The organism is Georgenia wangjunii (assembly GCF_036421975.1).
GTDB lineage: Bacteria > Actinomycetota > Actinomycetes > Actinomycetales > Actinomycetaceae > Georgenia_A > Georgenia_A wangjunii.
Genome location: NZ_JAZGON010000001.1, coordinates 517986 through 534059, shown reverse-complemented (window position 1 = coordinate 534059; position 16074 = coordinate 517986). Strand labels below are relative to the sequence as shown.

The window sequence follows — 16074 nt, the reverse complement described above, 5'->3', positions numbered from 1 at the left end:
ACCCAGGAGATCCGCTCGGCGCCCTGAGATGGCTCGTCAGCCACACCTGGGAGCACGAGGAATGCCTGCTCAGGCGCCCTGCCACACGGCGTCGAACGGGGCGTGGGAGGCGACGCGACCCTTGATGCCCCGCGTGACGAGCTCCTTGGCGACCGCGACGGCCGCCGGGACGTCGGCGCCCTTGGCGAGCTCGGCGGTGACGGCGGCGGCAAGGGTGCAGCCCGCTCCGGAGACCCGCTCCTGCCCGACCTTCGGCTCGGCGAAGATCCGCACGTCCTCGCCGTCGAAGAGGACGTCGACGGCGTCGTCCCCGGGCAGCTCGACGCCGCCCTTGGCGAGGACGTACCGGGGACCGAGGTCGTGGATGCGACGGGCGGCCTCGATGAGGTCCTCGACCGACTCGATGCGGTCCATGCCGGAGAGCGTCGTCGCCTCGAACATGTTCGGGGTGATGACGGTGGCGTGCGGCAGGATCTTCTCGCGCAGGGCGTTGTCGGTGTCGAGGGCCGCCCCGGCCTCCTGGCCCTTGCAGATGAGGACAGGGTCCAGGACGACGTGCCGCCAGGGCTGCTTCGCCAGGCTCTCGGCGACGACGTCGATCGTGGCCGGGGTGCCGAGCATCCCGAGCTTGACGACGTCGAGGTCGTAGCAGGACGTCGCCGCCTCGATCTGGTCGGCGATGACCTCGGGTGCGACGGGCACGAAGCGGTGGCCCCAGCCGTTCGCAGGGTCGAAGGACACGATGCACGTGATGGCACCGAGGCCGTAGACGCCGAGCTGCTGGAACGTCTTGAGGTCGACCTGGATGCCGGCCCCGCCGGTTGCCTCCGAGCCGGCGATGACGTACGCGAGGTTGACCACGAGAGGGCTCCGATCGGTGGAGGGGTGCGCGTCCGACGGTCAAGCGTACTCGCGTCGTCGTCGCGACGAGCAGGCGGCCGCCGGCGTGCGCGGGAACCAGATGCCGCGCCGATGTCGGTGGTGCGCAGCAGACTTGCGCCCATGGACATCGCCTCGGCCCGCACGCTCAAGCACCAGCTCGGGCAGTACGTCACCGACCTCCTCACGGACCGCATCCAGGCCACGTCGACGGCCGCGCCGCTCGGCGTCGCGCTCGGCCTCGCACCCCGCGGGGACGGTCAGTTCGACGTCGCCGTGCGCTACCGGCTGGGGACGCCCACGGCTCGCATGATCGCGCGGCGGCTCGTGGCGGAGGCCGGCACGGGGCTCGACGTCCGGCGGACCGGTCGCATCATGGCGCCCGAGCGTGCCGGGCCGGGCGCACCGGTGCCCACCGCGCTCGCCGCCGGCGAGACCGGGCGGGTGCGACCCCTGCGCCCGGGGGTCTCCGTCGCGCACCACTCGGTCACCGCCGGCACCCTCGGGGGCTTCGTCACGACGACGGACGGCGAGCCCGGGGTCCACGCGCTGTCGAACTACCACGTGCTCGTCGGCTCCCCCTCGGTCCGGGTCGGCGAGGCCGTGCTGCAGCCCGCGCCGGCGGACGGCGGCCAGATGCCCGAGGACGAGGTCGGCGCGCTGTCCGCCTTCGTCCCGCTCGGAGCCGGAGGGCCCTCGGTCGTCGACGCAGCGCTCGCCCGGCTCGTCGACGCCGACGTCGATCCGACGTACCCGGTCGGCCGTCTCACCGGCACGGCGGCCGCCCTCGGTGGCGAGGCCGTGGAGAAGATCGGCCGCACCACCGGCGTGACCCGAGGGCGGGTGAGCGCCATCGAGCTCGACGGGATCGTCGTCGGGTACGGGGCCGAGCTGGGTGAGCTGACGTTCGACGACCAGATCGAGGTGGAGTCGACCGGCTCCGGGCCGTTCTCCAGCGGCGGGGACAGCGGCTCGGTCGTCTACCGCCTCCAGGACGGCCGGGCGATCGGCCTGCTCTTTGCGGGAAGCGAGACGGGGGGCGAGAATGGGAGCGGACTGACCTATCTCAACCCGATCGACGAGGTGCTGTCCGCGCTGGGAGCCACGCTCGTGTAGCCCGCGCCGGCAGAGGGAGGTGGTGCGCGTGAGCTCGCTCGCCGAGGCGCGCGCCGCTAAGAAGCGGCTCGTCGCACAGCTCGCCGAGCACGGCGATCACGCCGGGGTCGGCCTCACCGGGCGACCGGGTGACTACGGTCTGCGCGTCGACGCGCCGGACGCTGCCGTCGCCGAGCGGGTGCCCGAGGCGATGGACGGTGTCGAGGTGCACGTCGCCGTCGTCGGGCACATCCACGCCCAGACGTGACCCGCCCTCGGTGCGCGTCCCGGTCGCCCGGCGCGTGCCCGCACGCGTGGTGAGGAAGGCGAGCGGTTGGTGGCGCGTCCCCGCCCCGAGCGAGCGTGCCGCCGCCGTCGTCCTCGTCCTGGCCGCGGCCGGGTCCACCCAGTTCGGGGCTGCCCTGGCCGCCCTGCTCTTCCCGCGCGTCGGAGCCGTCGGCGTCGTCACGCTGCGGCTGACCGTCGCGGCAGTCCTTCTCCTCGTCGTCTTCCGCCCGGCCCTGCGGGGCCGCACGCGTCGCGACCTGGCCCTCGTCGGTGGGCTGGGCGTGGCGCTCGCGGCCATGAACACGTCGTTCTACGCGGCGATCGAGCGGATCCCGCTCGGGGCCGCCGTCACCCTCGAGGTCCTCGGCCCGCTCGCGCTGTCCGTGCTCGCCTCGCGCCGTCGCGTGGCTCTCGTGTGGGCTGCCCTCGCGCTCGCCGGGGTGGCGCTCCTCAGTGGCGGCGGCACCGGCGGCCTCGACCCGGTCGGCGTCGGCTTCGCCCTCGTCGCGGCTGCGATGTGGGCGGCGTACATCCTCCTCACCGCCGGAGTCGGACGGCGCTTCGCCCGTGCCGACGGTCTTGCGCTCGCCATGGCCGTGGCAGCCGCACTCACCCTCCCGCTCGGCGCCGTGCACGCCGGACGGGACCTCCTCGTGCCGGGCACCCTCGCCGCCGGCGCGGCCGTCGCCGTGCTCTCCTCCGCCCTTCCCTACAGCCTCGAGATGGCATCGCTGCGCCGGCTGCCCGCGTCGGCCTTCGCGGTCATGATGAGCCTGGCACCGGCTGTCGCCGCGCTGGCGGGCTTCCTCGTCCTCGACCAGCGGCTCGGCGCGGGGCAGCTCGCCGCCGTCGCGCTCGTCGTCGTCGCGAGCGCCGGCGCCGTGCGGACTGCCGGCGACGCGCCCGGCGGACGGCGGGGCGGCGAAGGAGGGGGGCGCCGGGCGGGGACGCTCCGCGGGCGCGAGTCGGATGCCGGTCATACCGTGGATCCATGAGCGAGAACGCGACCCCGCAGGACGGCGCAGGCACGATCAAGGACCCCGAGGAGTGGACGACCGGCAGCGAGCCGGCGACCGGCGCTCAGCTGAGCTACGCCAGCACCCTCGCCCGCGAGGCGGGGCGCGAGGTGCCGGACGGGCTGACGAAGGCCCAGGCGTCGAGCCTCATCGACGAGCTGCAGGAGCAGAGCGGGCGGGTCGCCGACCAGTAGCGCGTCGCCGGGGTTCAGCACCGCCGCAGCCGGCTCGCACGCCCGCGGTGCTCGCCGTGCGGTCCGTGTCGGGCGCTGGTACACAACTCGTATGTCTATGGCACAGCCTTTCCAGCCCAACCTCAACCCCGACCGCGACGGCGTCCCCGCGGCGGACCTCGGCGCCGGCGCGCCCGAGCCCGCACCCGGTTTCGGCATCGGCGGTGAGGAGGACGGCGTCCCGACCGAAGCGGCCGAGGGCACCGACGACTCCTCCTCCCTCGAGGAGCCCCCGGACTAGCCGCGGACCGGCACGCCGTATTCACGCGCAGCGGGGGTCCCGGCGTGCGGGCGCCCTGAGGCCGGGTGCGAGAACGCGTGCGCCCTGGACGTGATCGGCGCGATACTCGAGACGTACGAGCGCACCGACGCGCGCGTGCGCAGGATGAGGGAGGCGAGGCTCGCACGGGCCCCGCCGGAAGGAGCGGTCGTGTCCGACGCGAAAGAGGGACCGGTCCGCGACCGGTCTGGGCGCATCTCGCTCAGTCTCGAGGACGAGCTGGTAGGTGCATGGTCCCTGGTCAGCTACACCCTGACCGACGAGGGCGGAGGCGTCGCCCACCCCCTGGGTGAGGGGGCGCACGGCCTTCTGCTCTTCTCCCCTGACGGGTACGTCTCGACCCAGATCGGCGGCGGTGCGCAGGCGAGCGGCACCGAGGATGGCGCTGCGGGCGGGCGCGACCTCGCCTATGCCGGCCGGTGGGCGGTCGACGGGGAGAGGTTGACGTACCGGCTCGACGTCTCCGTCCTCCCCGCGGGGCATGACGTGGCCACGGAGCACGGGGTCGAGCTCCACGGCGACGCCCTCACCCTGTCGGCCGGCGACGTCGTCGTCGGTGACCGGACGTCCACGGCGCACCTCGTGTGGCGCCGGGCCGCCGCGCAGGACGCCGACGGCACGGCGGACGGCGGTACGGGCGCCGCCGGCGGGGAGTCCTGACCTCCCTGCACGCCGCGCCCTCGCCCGGCCCATCCCCTCGGCGGACGCGCTGGGGACAGGCCTTGTGATGCGGCTCTCCGCCAAGCCCTCGCATCCGCCGCCGATCTGGGCTACGCTCGGGTAACAGTTGCAGTGTGACTCATATGTCTTGTGTGCCCTCGGCCTCGGCCGGGTTGCGTTTCCTTCTTGGAGCAGACGACGAACACCGTGACAAGCAGCACCCGAACCGCGGGGCTGTTTGAATGCTCTGGAAGGAGTACGCAATGACTACAGGTACCGTGAAGTGGTTCAACGCTGACAAGGGCTTCGGCTTCATCGCCCCCGACGACGGTGGCGCGGACGTCTTCGCCCACTACTCGGCCATCTCCTCGAGCGGGTACCGCTCGCTCGACGAGAACCAGAAGGTCGAGTTCGACGTCACGCAGGGCCCCAAGGGCCCCCAGGCGGAGAACATCCGCCCGCTCTGATCTGAGCAACGCGGACTGACGTCTGCACCCCGAAGGCCCCGGCACCTCGTGCCGGGGCCTTCGGCGTCTCCGGACCCGGCGGTGCGACGGCACCGGCCTCGAGCGTGGCGTCCGCGCCGCACGACGATGCCGCCGGCGCCGCCAGCCTGCGATGCGGCGGCACGAGCGCGGCGCGGGCGCGAGCATCGCGCGCCACGGTCGGTAGTCTCGCCCCATGAGCGACACCGGGTTCGGTGACTTCGAGTTCGAGCGGAAGTTCGTCGTCGACGAGCTGCCGGCCGCCCTGCGCGAGGAGCCCTCGCCCGCGCTCATCGTCCAGAGCTACTTCCTCGCAGCCGAGGGCTACGCGCTCCGGGTGCGGCTCCAGGCGCCCGCCCCGGCGGGATCGCTCGACGAGGGCGTCGACGCCGAGCGCCTTCTCGAGGAGGTCGACTTCACCTTCTGCGCGCTCACCGCGAAGGGCCCCTACGTCGGCGGGACCCGGTACGAGGCCGAGCGCGAGCTCGACGTCTCCGTCGGCCGCGCCATGGTACGTCTCGGCGGGCACCGCATCGTCAAGCACCGGTACTCGCTGTGGCTCGGCACGGACGGGTGGGTCATCGACGCGTTCCTCGGGGCGAACAGCCCGCTCGTCGTCGCCGAGTGCGAGCGAGGCGGGCCGGTCACCGATCTCGCCATCCCGGACTTCTGCGTCACCGAGGTGAGCGACGACCCGCGCTTCGCCAACGACGCCCTCGCCGTGCGGCCGTACAGCGCGTGGGGGCGCGACTTCGAGGAGGAGCTCGCCGCGCGCGGCCCGCGTTTCCTCCAGCACTTCGGGACGAACGAGACGGGCGTCCGCTCGGACCGCTGAGGCGGCTGGACGGACGGCTGGCCGACGGCGTCAGGTCTCGTCGGTCCCGTCCCAGACGAGCGTCCCGTCCCCGGTGCGACGCGCCCCGGCTGAGGTGACGTGCGTGCTGAGCACCCCGGTCGGCATGAGGTGGGCGACGTCGAGGCCGCGTCCGAGCGCGGCGACGTCGGCGATGAGCCGCCGATGGCAGCGCCACCACACTGACTCGCTGCACATGACGGCGACCCGCTGGTCCCGCGTACGGGCCACGAGGTCGTCCATCGCCGCCGTGAACCCCTCGGTGCGGGTGTAGCCCGCGTAGGCCCGGAACGCAGCCACCCGCCACCACTGGTCCGGGGAGGCCGCGTCCGCGTCCTTGCCCAGGTGGCGGCGCCCGCCGAGCCGCGGCTCCCACACGTAGGTGATACCGGCCGCCGCCGACCACTCCTCGACCGCCTCGCGCTTGACGTCGGGGTTGTTCCGGCTTCCCGGGAACCGGCGGACGTCCACGAGGAGCTCGACGCCGGCGCCGGTGAGCAGCGCCGCGAGAGAGTCCCGGTCGAGTGGTCCGTGTCCGACGGTGAGCAGGCTCATGAGCCCATTGTCGGCAGCCCGCGACGCACCGGCAGGTCGGGCGGGCGGGGGAGGTGGTGTGCCGGGTGGTGGTGGGTCTGGCGCGAGCCGCGAGGAACGAGCGGCGGATGGACGACCCGGCACACCACCTCCCCCCGCCCTCGCCCCCCGTAGCCGCCGCTCGAGGGGGACGATGGGGCCATGGATGACGCGGCGGCGGAGCGGGTGAGGACGGCCATGGCCGTGACGGACCGTCGGGGCTTCCTGCCGGCGGACCAGCGGGAGCACGCGGGCCGGGACGTCCCGCTCGCCATCGGGCACGGGGCCACGTGCTCCCAGCCCTCCACCGTGGCGCGCATGCTCACCCTGCTCGAGCCGGGCCCGGGCCACCGGGTGCTCGACGTCGGGTCCGGGTCGGGCTGGACGACGGCGCTGCTCGCCCGGCTCGTCGCGCCCGGCGGCAGGGTCGTCGGGGTCGAGCTCGAGCCGGACCTCGTGGTCGCGGGGGCGTCGAACCTCGCTGCCTCCGCCGCCGTGGGCGCCCGCATCGTGCCCGCCAGCCCGGGCGTCCTCGGTCTGCCGGACGAGGCGCCGTTCGACCGCGTCCTCGTCTCGGCTGAGCCCCCCATCCTCCCCGCCGCCCTCGTCGAGCAAATGGCGGTGGGTGGCCGGATGGTCATCCCCGTCGCAGGGGAGCTCCTCGTCGTCGACCGGGGTCCCGAGGGGATCAGCACCCGGGGCGTCGGGGCCTACCGGTTCGTGCCCCTGCGCTGAGTGCGGGCGCGACCTTTGTCCACTGTTGTCGATCCCACGGTGCGGGCGTGCCTCTGCGCGGGCTAACCTGACGCCACGCGGCAGCGTCGCCGCGGACGTTAGGGGTTCTCACATGAAAGCTGTCGTCGTCGGCCTGGCCACGCAGGGCACCGTCCTGCCGGTCGAGGGGTTCCCCGTCCCGTACACGGCGGTGCGGTCCGTGCCGCACCAGATCACCACCTGTGTCGGTGGCGCCGGGTTCGCGGTGAGCCGGACGCTCGCCGCGCTCGGCGACGACGTCAGCCTCGCAGCGCCCCTCGGCGAGGACGCCGCGGCCGCCGCCATCGACGCCGTGGCGTTCCGGTTCGGCGTGAGCACCGCCCTGTGCGTGCGCACGCTGGCACGCACGCCGCGGGAAGTCATCCTCACGGAGCCCTCGGGCCGGCGGCACGTCTCCTCCGACCTCGGTGACGTCCCGTCGGCGCACCTCGACCCGGCCGTGCTCGCCGAGCCGCTGCGCACGACCGACGTCGTCCTGCTCGACGACATCGCCCTGTCACGGCCCGTCGTCGCCGTCGCGAAGGGGGCGGGCGTGCCGGTCATGGCCGACCTCCACGACGTCCCGGGGCCGCTCGACCTCGTCGGTGACGAGATGCTCGGCGTCGACGTCCTCGTCATGAGCAACCGCCACGTGCGGGGCCGGGAGGAGGACGTGCTCCTTGCGATCCGCGAGCAGTCCGCGGCGCGGCTGCTCGTCATGACCCGCGCCGAGGACGGCCTCCTCGCGCTCACCCCCGAGCTGGCGCGGCCCATCAACGTCGAGGCGTACAGCACCGGGCCGGTCGCGCACCCCGACGGCGCAGGCGACACCTTCTTCGCCGCTCTCGCCCACTTCCTGGTGGGGGAGAAGCACGCGCCCGTCGCCGCGCTCAGGCGTGCGGCCGTCGCCGCTGGTTGGGTGCTCGCTCACCCGGAGGAGTCGGACTGGCTCAGCGTCGAGGTGGTCGAGGCGATCGTCGGCGCCGGCGAGGAGGTCGCGGTCGAGCCCACCCGCACCGAGCACGGCGCAGCCTGAGACGACGACGCCCCGGGGCCGCGGCGTGCGCGTCCCCGGGGCGGTGCTGGCGATCGGCGTTCAGCCGGCGGCGACCTCGAACCCGGCGTCCGCGCAGGCGCTCTCGACATCGGTCTGGGCGGTCTCCGACGCGCTCACGTCGATGATGCTGAGGTCAGGGAACCCAGCGGCCTCCTCGCCCTCCGGGACTTCCTGGGCACGCGCGTCGTTGACCGTGCTCACGGCCTCGGTGAACGGCGCGTTGACGGCCTCGAGCGGCTCGGCCAGCTCGGCCGGTGCATCGGCAGCCAGGTCGCTGAGGCGCTGCTCGAGCATGTTGATCTCGCCATAGCTCACGTCGTCGGTGACCTCACCGCCGGAGAGGGCGGCGCGGGCGGCCTCGGCGCGCTCGGCGAGCGGGGTGCCGGTGCCCTCGAAGAAGCCGGCGCACGTGGCTGCCTCGGGGGAGTCCGAGGCAGCGGCGGCCGTCGCGGTCGCGGTGGCGGTCGCCTCGGAGCCGGAGCCGGTGCTGTCGCTGCAACCGGCGAGGGCGAGGGCGGAGAAAAGGGACACGGAAACAAGGATCTTACGTCGCATAACGGCTAGAATACGCGGCCGCCGTGGCTCGGTCCCTGGCGAGCGATGTGAGTCGTGCCACCGCCCGCCGGGCCGGGAGGGTCGGCGGGCGGTGGCGGGACCCGTCCCTCACGCGGGCTCGACGGCGCCGGGGTCCTCCTCCGGCTCGAAGGTGTTCGACTCCTCGTCGTGACCGAGCCCGACGCCGGTCTCCTCGTTCGGCACGTCGCCGGGGGCGCGGTCCTGCGTGCCCGGCTCGGCCGGCTGCTCCTGCTCTGCTGCGCTCATCGACTCACTCCTTCGAAGGGTGCTGGTCGTGCGAGCCTCGCGCCGGTGGGCGGCAGCCGCAACTCAGCGGCGCGGGACGAGCCCGGGTGAGCCCACGGTGCGCGGGCGCTCAGCGCCCGCCGCGGTCCCGCCGCAGCGTGATGATGATGAGGCCGACGACGCTCGCCGTGGCCGCGAGCATGAGGGCGACCTTGAGCCAGGTCGGCAGCGCGCCCAGGCCTGACCCGTCGGCGCCGCCGGGCGAGCTTGCGCCCGGCTCGTCGTGCGTGGCGGCGTGGCTCTCGTCGGCGCTCGCCCCGGCCTCGCCCACCGGCGCGCCGGTGGCCTCGCTCGTCGTCGGCTCGGTGCGCGGGACGTCCGCGGCGACCGCGAACGCGACGACGCCCTCGATGGGGTGACCGTCGCTGGAGACGACGCGCCATGCCACCTCGTAGTCCCCGTTCCCCAGCGGGACGGGAAGCTCGAGGGTGACGGTGCTGCCGTCCACGCTGGGCGTGCCCTCGGCCACGACGGACCCGTCCGCGCCGGTGACGACGACGACCGGGCTCAGCTCGAGCACCTCGGCGCTGTAGGTGAGGACGATGCCGCCCGGTGACTCCTCGAGCACGGAGCCCTCGGCCGGCACGGACTCGACGAGGGTGTCGTGCCCGTGGGCGGCGGGCGCGACGACGAGCAGGACGAGCATGAGGAGCGCGGACGCGAGCGAGACCACCAGGCCCCGGGCCGGTGCTCGGTGAGACGTGGTCATGGCTCCACCTTAGGACGCCGCGAGCCCGCACCGGGCGGTCAGCCGGTGAGCGCGAGCCCGGCCAGCGCGCCGAGGACCGAGAGCGTCAACGTGCCGACGGCGGTGGCGAAGGCCCGTCCCGGCTCGCCTTCACGGAGCAGGCCGACGGCGTCGACCATGGCGGTGCTGAAAGTCGTGTACCCGCCGAGGAGGCCGGTGCCGGCGAGCGCGAGCACCGGCCCGGCCGCCGGGACGGAGGTCACGAGGCCTGTGAGCACGCCGAGGGCGAAGGAGCCGGTGACGTTGACGAGGGCGATGCCCGCCGTCGACCGGGCGCCGAGGCGCTCGCGCACGAGGGTGTCGACGACGAACCGGAGCACCGCTCCGAGCCCTCCGGCGAGGGCGAGGACGGCGATCACGGCACAGCCCCGTCGTCCGGGTCGACGCGCCGACCACGCCGCCGGGGAGCGGCGAGAGCACCCCCGGCGGCCGCCGCGAGCAGACCGAGCGCGAGGCTTGCGCCGGCGTAGGCGAGCGCGAGGGGCGCTCGACCACCCGCCGCCAGCTCGGCCACCTCGACCGCAAAGGCGCTGTACGTCGTGAACGCGCCGAGGAACCCCGTGCCCGCGAGGAGCCGGAGCCCGGCGGCGCGGCCGTTCCCGCCCGCGAGCCGGCCGAGGAGCGCGCCGAGCGCGAGGGAGCCGACGACGTTGATGACGAACGTCGACGTGGGCCAGGGGCCTGGGGCGCCGACCCAGGCGTCGGCACCGGCCCGCGCGGCGGTACCGAGCGTCCCGCCGGCGGCGACGGCGGCGAGCGGTCCCGGGCGCAGCCACGCCCGGCTCCGGAGGACTCCCGGCAACGGCTCCACGTCGCTACGGTGCCCCGACGAGGCGCGCGACCTGGTAGTCGGACTCGGAGTAGACGACCTCGTAGTCCGTGCCGGGGTGCTTGCCCTCGGCGTAGACCGCGGCGTCGGCGGGAGCGTCGCCGCCCCACGTGCCGTTGAGCCGGTCGATGACGACGTAGTCCGGGACCGGGTTTCCGTCATTGCCGGACCAGTAGACGGTCGTCGTGGGGACGAGGTAGGCGATGAGGGCGATGTCGCTGCTCACGGTCACGCCGTCGGGCACGGCGTCGAGCGCGCCGGCCGCCGCCGCGTGCCGAGGGGAGGGGCGGTAGGAATCGGCGTCGGTGAGCCGGCCGAGAGCGAGGTCGGGCGTGGCGAGGAGGCTGACGGCGAGCGAGACGCCGACGGCGAGCCACGCGCGGGTGCGGTGGGCGGCGGCCGGCGTCCGCGCGCGAGCTCCCGCGTCCGCGGCAGGCGCCCGGGAGCCGTCAGCGGGAGGTGCGGACCCGGCAGGGGCGGGCACGGAACCGTCCGCGGGCGGCTCGACCACCGCAGGCGGTTCCCTCTTCGGCGGGGGCTGCACCCCCGCCGGCGCCTCGGCCGCCCGCACGCCGTCGAGGGGCGCCTCCTCGGAGGGCGGAGGCTCGTCGTCGGGTCGCGGGCCGAGCGCGTCGAGGAGCGCGGCGAGCGCGACAGGCATGAGGACGGCGTTGTAGTGCCACGTCCAGCCCCAGTAGAACGGGACGTTCCCGAGGAAGCGCCACGCGAGCGTCGGCACCATCGCGAGGACGAGCGGTGAGCGCACCCCGACGACGCCGGCCACGGCGGCGAGCATGAGCAGCGTGACGACCTTCTCGCCGGGGGACAGGACGTCGGCGAGGGTGCCGAGCGGGTCTCCCACGGCGTCGCCGAGCGTGAGCCGGTCCGTGTAGTCCCACTGCCCGCGCGGGTTGAGCGCGGGCAGGATCACGACTGTCGCCAGGACGAACCACGCGAGGCCCCAGGCGGCGAGGGCCGCACCCGCCCGCACGGTCCCGCCCCACGCGATGACGAGCCCGAGGACGAGGACGGTGAGGCCGAGGTCCTCCTTGACGAGGACGAGCGGGGCCGCCCAGACCGCGGCGGCGAGGTGGCGCCCCCGCAGGAACGCCTCGAGCGAGAGACCGAGCAGGGGCAGCGCAAAGGCGACCTCGTGGAACTGGGCGCCGACGGCCCCCTGGATGCCGAAGGAGAACGCGTACGCCGCGCCGGCGGCGACGCCCGGCCAGCGACCGAGGCGGTCGATCGCCACCCGGGTGAGGGGGACGACGGAGACGGCGACGAGCAGGGCCTGGACGATGAGCAGCGTGAGCCCGGAGGGGAAGACCCGGTAGAGGGGACCGAGGAGCACGAGGACGGGGTGGAAGTGATCGCCCAGGAGGTTGAACCCCTCGCCCTTGATCGGGACGATCGGCGCCTCGAGGTTGCCGTAGGCCTTGGCGAGCTGCGTGAAGATGCCGAGGTCCCACGACGGCGACTCGAAGCGGCGCCACTGCAGGACGGCGACGAGCGAGTAGAGGAGGCCGCTCACCCCCGCCAGCACCCACGCGTCGCGCAGCCGTGGTTCGCGCAGACGCTGCCGCAGCGGCCGTACGGTCGGCGCCGCCGTCGCCGTCGTCGCGCCGGTGCTCACAGGTCGCCGCGCCGTTGGAGGAACCGGAGCGCCGCCCAGCCGAGCGGCACGCGGGCCCAGAACGTGAGCACGCGGAAGACGAGCGCCGCCGAGAACGCGACGCCCGCGGGGATGCCCGCGACGCTGAGGCCGGCGGTCAGTGCCGCCTCGACCGGGCCGATGCCGCCGGGGGAGGGGACGGCCGCCCCCACGGCGTTGCTCGTGAGGTAGGTGATGGACAGCGACGTCAGCGGCAGCGTGTAGCCGAAGGCGGCGAGCGCGGCGCCGAACGAGGCAACGTACCCGGCGGTCATGAGGATGTTCCCCCCGATGCCCGCGAGGAGGCGCCCCGGGCTGCCGACCACCCACAGCAGGCGCGGCCACACCTGGCGCAGCGTCGGGGCCGCCTTCGCCCACACCCACGTGCGCAGCGGCGGGACGAGGGCGGCGACGCCCGCGATCGCGAGGGCGGCGACGACCGCCGCGGCCACCGCACCCGATGGGAGGGAGAGGGTGCCGGCGCTGCCGGTGAGGAGCGCGACGGCGACGAGCAGGAGGATCGTCGTGACGAACTGCGAGAGCTGGACGAGGGCGACGGTCGCCACGGCGAGCGGGGTCTCGATGCGCCGCTTGTTGAGGAACCGGAGGTTGAGCGCCGCGGGCCCGACGCCGGCCGGGGCGACGAGCGAGATGACGGAGGCGGCGACCTGGACGCACGTCGTGCGCCAGAGCCCGAGCCGCTCGGGCGCGAACGCGACGAGGCCGAGAGCGGCACCGACGTAGGTGAGGAGCCCGAAGCCGAACGACGCCGCCAGCCACGCCGGGTTCGCGTTCTCCGTGGCGGCGATCACCTGCTCGAAGTTGAGCGTGCCGAGGAGCACCCAGATGGCGACGATCGCGAGGGTCACCATGACGACCGTGCGCACGCTGAAGCGTGCGAGGCGGACGGGCTCGACGTCCGCCGCCGGGACGCGACCGACGAGCTCGGCCCGCAGGGAGTTGAGCAGCTCGCGGTGGTTCTTCGCCGACGCGCGCGTGCGCGCGGGCAGGACGACGGGCTGGAGGAGGGGCGCGATCGAGGCGAGCTGGTCCGGGCTCAGGGAGCGGGCGGCGCTGGCGAGGGCGCGCTCCGCGCCCACGCGGACGGCGGTGAGGGCGAGCATCTGGGCGAGGTCGAGGCGCCGGGACAGGTCCGAGGACGCGATCTCCCCGTTCTCCCAGCGCAGGATCCACACGCTGCGGTCGGCGCCGACGAGGACGGCGTCCGCCGTGAGGTCGCGGTGGGCCACCCCGCAGGCGTGGGCCGTGCGGAGCTGCGTCCACAGCTCGTCGAGGAGTGCGTCGTCCACCTCCTCCGCGGCGAGCTCGTCGAGCCGGCGGGCCCCGCTCACGTGCTCGCTCACAAGGAGCACGGAGTCCTCGGCCGCGGCGATCCCCTCGAGCGGCGGCGTACGGACCCCCGCGTTCTCCGCGGCGTAGCTGAGGAGCGTGGCCCGGTCCGCCGCGTCGCGGAGGGAGGCGGCGCGCCGGCGGTCGAGGCCGCGCACGCGCATGGCCGCCCAGAGCGAGGAGAGGTAGCCGACCACCTGGCGGTCGCCGTCGAGGACGACGACGTACCAGCGCCGGCCCTCGACGTCCCACACCGAGTACACGCGGTGGGCGCTGACCGGGTCGAGCGCGACACCCGCCGGCGGCGTCGCGTCGCCGACGAGGGCGTCCGGGTCCGTGAGGACGTCAGGGACGATCGAGTCCGGGACGGGGCGCGCCGCGGGGGCCCCGTCGGGCGTCGGCGGGGCGGCGTCGGGCGCGAGCGGGGCGATGCCGGGGGCGATGACGTCGACGCGCGGGTCGTGCCGGGCGGCGCTGCGGGCGCCCGCCGCGGCGCGGACGAGGGCGTCGTCGTCGGCGGCCGCCGCGGGTGAGGAGGCGCCCGCGGGGGCGCTGGTTGCTGCGGAGGGGGCGGTCGTCGCCCCGGCGGCGGGTCGGACGGACGGTTCCTGGAGCCGCTCGGTGTGCCCGATCGGGGCGGACGTCATGACCGTCCACGCCTGCGGGACGCCCCCGCGCGGGACGTCCGTGCGCACGACCCGCGCGGGGTCGAGCCCGGCGCGGCGCAGCCCCTGGACGAGACTGATGCCGTTGGCCCGCTCGTTGAGGACACCGGCCGCGTACCGCATCCCGAGGCCGACGACGCGGCCGATGAGGATCGCGACGACGGCGCCCGGGAGCGTCAGCTCGCCCTTGATGATGGTGAGGCCGAGGACGACCCACAGGAGGTTCCACGACCACCTCACCGACGGGCGCTGCGAGCGTGTCCCGACGACGGTGAGCAGAGCGGCGAGGGCGGTGGCGAAGGGGTTCATCGCGATGACGCTGTCGCCGTCGACCGTGATCGTCAGGCCGGCAGACAGCTCCCGGGTGGCGAACGTGTCGAGGAGCCACATGGCGCCCATGGCGAGGAGGCCGGCGGTGACGGCGGCCGCGAGCCCCTCGAGGACCACCCGCCAGCGCCACCGGCGCAGCTGGAGCGCGATGACGACGAGCGGCAGGAAGAACGTGACGACGCCCTCGAGGATCGTCACCGGCAGGAGCAGTACCTGGCGCAGGAGGACCGCCGCCGCGGACTGGACGTCCTCGGTCACCCCGAGAGCGGTCCCGTGCGCGTAGACCGCGAGGAGGAGGACCATGCCGATGCCGAGGGCGGACAGGAGCATCTCGATGAGGTCACCGGGACGGTGGACGCGCATCTCGGGCAGGTCGACGAGGAGCACGGCGCGGCGTGGCGCCTGGGTGCTCGTGGGCACGGCAGAGCTCCCGTGCCCTTCCCGCGCCGTCATGCGGGGGAGTCTACGGCGCATGCGGGCGGCTCCTGAGGAGCCGGCGGGGGCCGCGCGTCAGGAGACGCCGAGCGAGCGCAGCAGCGTCGCCGGCAGGAGGGAGTACCCGACGAAGGCGACGACGTCGAGGAGCGTGTGCGCGACGACGAGCGGGAAGGTGCGGCGCCGGCGGCGGTAGTACTCGGCGAAGACGACGCCCATGACGACGTTGCCGAGGAACGGGCCCGGGCCCTGGTAGAGGTGGTAGAGACCGCGCAGCAGCGCGCTCGCGCCGACCACTGCCGCGGGCCGCCAGCCCAGCTGCTCGAGCCGCTCCGTGAGGTAGCCGACTGCGATGACCTCCTCGAGGAGGCCGTTCTTCAGGGCGGACAGGAGCAGGACGGGGACGGTCCACCAGTAGTCGGCGAGCGTCGCGGCCTGGACCTCGACCGTGATGCCGAGCGCCCGCCCGGCGGCGTAGAAGGCGAGCCCGGGGAGGCCGATGAGGGCCGCGAGGCCGACGCCGACGGCCAGCTCTCGCCACGGCCGGCGCGTGCTGAGCCCGATGCGCGCCGTCGCCCGGCGCCCCGGCTCGGTGAGGAGGAAGAGGGCGAGCAGCACCGGGACGAGCGCGAAGCCGAGGGAGAGGACCTGGTACGCGAGGTCGAGGTAGGGCCGAGGGGAGCGGGACGGGTTGAGCGCGGTGGCCTGCTCCCGCAGCGGTGTCTCCGCCGTGAACCGGGCGTAGATGTTGACGAGCGCGTACACAGCGGACTGCCCGAGCGAGAGGCCGAGGACGATCCACACCTCGGCACGCAGGCGGCGGCGAGCGCCGGGGGCGGTCGAAGCGGCGGGGGCCGGCGCGCAGGCCGCGCCCGGCGCAGCGTTCGTGCCGGTGGCGGGTGCGGGAGAGGTCTCGTCCCTCATCCGGTGCCTTCCTCCCACGGACGGCCCCCGGTGCGGGTGCGCCGGGGAACCGTCAGGATAGGCCGGAGCCGGCCCGCGACTGCCGCGGCGGGCGGGTAGCCATATCGTG

At 74.7% G+C, this 16074-nt stretch carries 20 protein-coding genes; 10 read left to right on the top strand and 10 right to left on the bottom strand.

The window, feature by feature from the left end:
- Positions 1-69: 69 nt before the first annotated feature.
- Complete coding sequence (gene thiD / locus V2J63_RS02435; RefSeq protein ID WP_331229384.1) at positions 70-861, bottom strand: bifunctional hydroxymethylpyrimidine kinase/phosphomethylpyrimidine kinase; 792 nt, start codon at positions 859-861, stop codon at positions 70-72.
- Between the two features lie 141 nt (positions 862-1002).
- On the opposite strand from thiD, the gene V2J63_RS02430 reads away from it, so the two are divergent.
- From V2J63_RS02430 to V2J63_RS02395, 8 genes are all read left to right on the top strand, one after another.
- Positions 1003-1995, top strand: coding sequence for a chymotrypsin family serine protease (locus tag V2J63_RS02430; protein ID WP_331229383.1), 993 nt, complete (start codon positions 1003-1005; stop codon positions 1993-1995).
- Between the two features lie 28 nt (positions 1996-2023).
- Positions 2024-2242: a hypothetical protein gene (locus tag V2J63_RS02425; protein ID WP_331229382.1), complete on the top strand. Its 219-nt coding sequence runs from the start codon at positions 2024-2026 to the stop codon at positions 2240-2242.
- 49 nt (positions 2243-2291) lie between these two features.
- Positions 2292-3257 carry an EamA family transporter gene (locus tag V2J63_RS02420; RefSeq protein WP_331229381.1) on the top strand — a complete coding sequence of 322 codons (966 nt, stop codon included), beginning with the start codon at positions 2292-2294 and terminating at the stop codon, positions 3255-3257.
- Positions 3254-3472: a DUF3072 domain-containing protein gene (locus V2J63_RS02415; RefSeq protein ID WP_331229380.1), complete on the top strand. Its 219-nt coding sequence runs from the start codon at positions 3254-3256 to the stop codon at positions 3470-3472. Before V2J63_RS02420 ends, V2J63_RS02415 begins: the two co-directional genes overlap by 4 nt.
- A gap of 97 nt (positions 3473-3569) precedes the next feature.
- A complete protein-coding gene (locus V2J63_RS02410) occupies positions 3570-3752 on the top strand; it encodes a hypothetical protein (RefSeq protein WP_331229379.1) in 183 nt (60 codons plus the stop codon).
- A gap of 189 nt (positions 3753-3941) precedes the next feature.
- Positions 3942-4451, top strand: coding sequence for a lipocalin-like domain-containing protein (locus V2J63_RS02405; protein ID WP_331229378.1), 510 nt, complete (start codon positions 3942-3944; stop codon positions 4449-4451).
- Positions 4452-4714: 263 nt separating this feature from the next.
- The gene (locus V2J63_RS02400) at positions 4715-4918 is read left to right on the top strand and encodes a cold-shock protein (RefSeq protein WP_331229377.1); all 204 of its coding nucleotides are present in this window, start codon (positions 4715-4717) and stop codon (positions 4916-4918) included.
- A 214-nt stretch (positions 4919-5132) separates the two neighbouring features.
- Positions 5133-5771, top strand: a complete 639-nt coding sequence (locus V2J63_RS02395) for a CYTH domain-containing protein (RefSeq protein ID WP_331229376.1) — start codon at positions 5133-5135, stop codon at positions 5769-5771.
- 30 nt (positions 5772-5801) lie between these two features.
- Here V2J63_RS02395 and V2J63_RS02390 read toward each other — a convergent pair whose 3' ends face one another.
- Positions 5802-6344 (bottom strand): DUF488 domain-containing protein, encoded by a 543-nt coding sequence (locus V2J63_RS02390; protein ID WP_331229375.1) that lies wholly within the window; start codon positions 6342-6344, stop codon positions 5802-5804.
- Between the two features lie 180 nt (positions 6345-6524).
- On the opposite strand from V2J63_RS02390, the gene V2J63_RS02385 reads away from it, so the two are divergent.
- Together V2J63_RS02385 and V2J63_RS02380 are read left to right on the top strand one after the other, a co-directional pair.
- Positions 6525-7097 carry a protein-L-isoaspartate O-methyltransferase family protein gene (locus tag V2J63_RS02385; protein ID WP_331229374.1) on the top strand — a complete coding sequence of 191 codons (573 nt, stop codon included), beginning with the start codon at positions 6525-6527 and terminating at the stop codon, positions 7095-7097.
- Between the two features lie 112 nt (positions 7098-7209).
- Positions 7210-8151, top strand: coding sequence for a carbohydrate kinase family protein (locus tag V2J63_RS02380; RefSeq protein WP_331229373.1), 942 nt, complete (start codon positions 7210-7212; stop codon positions 8149-8151).
- Positions 8152-8211: 60 nt separating this feature from the next.
- Here V2J63_RS02380 and V2J63_RS02375 read toward each other — a convergent pair whose 3' ends face one another.
- From V2J63_RS02375 to V2J63_RS02340, 8 genes are all read right to left on the bottom strand, one after another.
- Positions 8212-8703, bottom strand: a complete 492-nt coding sequence (locus V2J63_RS02375) for a hypothetical protein (RefSeq protein WP_331229372.1) — start codon at positions 8701-8703, stop codon at positions 8212-8214.
- A gap of 132 nt (positions 8704-8835) precedes the next feature.
- Positions 8836-8994 (bottom strand): hypothetical protein, encoded by a 159-nt coding sequence (locus V2J63_RS02370; protein ID WP_331229371.1) that lies wholly within the window; start codon positions 8992-8994, stop codon positions 8836-8838.
- A gap of 109 nt (positions 8995-9103) precedes the next feature.
- Positions 9104-9742 (bottom strand): copper resistance CopC family protein, encoded by a 639-nt coding sequence (locus V2J63_RS02365; RefSeq protein ID WP_331229370.1) that lies wholly within the window; start codon positions 9740-9742, stop codon positions 9104-9106.
- A 38-nt stretch (positions 9743-9780) separates the two neighbouring features.
- On the bottom strand, positions 9781-10140 hold the full coding sequence (locus V2J63_RS02360) for a fluoride efflux transporter FluC (protein WP_331229369.1): 360 nt from the start codon (positions 10138-10140) through the stop codon (positions 9781-9783).
- Positions 10137-10592 carry a fluoride efflux transporter FluC gene (locus tag V2J63_RS02355; RefSeq protein WP_331229368.1) on the bottom strand — a complete coding sequence of 152 codons (456 nt, stop codon included), beginning with the start codon at positions 10590-10592 and terminating at the stop codon, positions 10137-10139. Before V2J63_RS02355 ends, V2J63_RS02360 begins: the two co-directional genes overlap by 4 nt.
- Before the next feature lie 4 nt (positions 10593-10596).
- Positions 10597-12243, bottom strand: a complete 1647-nt coding sequence (locus tag V2J63_RS02350; protein WP_331229367.1) for a DUF2079 domain-containing protein — start codon at positions 12241-12243, stop codon at positions 10597-10599.
- Positions 12240-15059 (bottom strand): lysylphosphatidylglycerol synthase transmembrane domain-containing protein, encoded by a 2820-nt coding sequence (locus V2J63_RS02345; protein WP_331229366.1) that lies wholly within the window; start codon positions 15057-15059, stop codon positions 12240-12242. The genes V2J63_RS02350 and V2J63_RS02345 overlap by 4 nt, the downstream gene beginning before the upstream one ends.
- A gap of 57 nt (positions 15060-15116) precedes the next feature.
- Positions 15117-15965, bottom strand: a complete 849-nt coding sequence (locus V2J63_RS02340; protein ID WP_331229365.1) for a CPBP family intramembrane glutamic endopeptidase — start codon at positions 15963-15965, stop codon at positions 15117-15119.
- Positions 15966-16074: the final 109 nt, after the last annotated feature.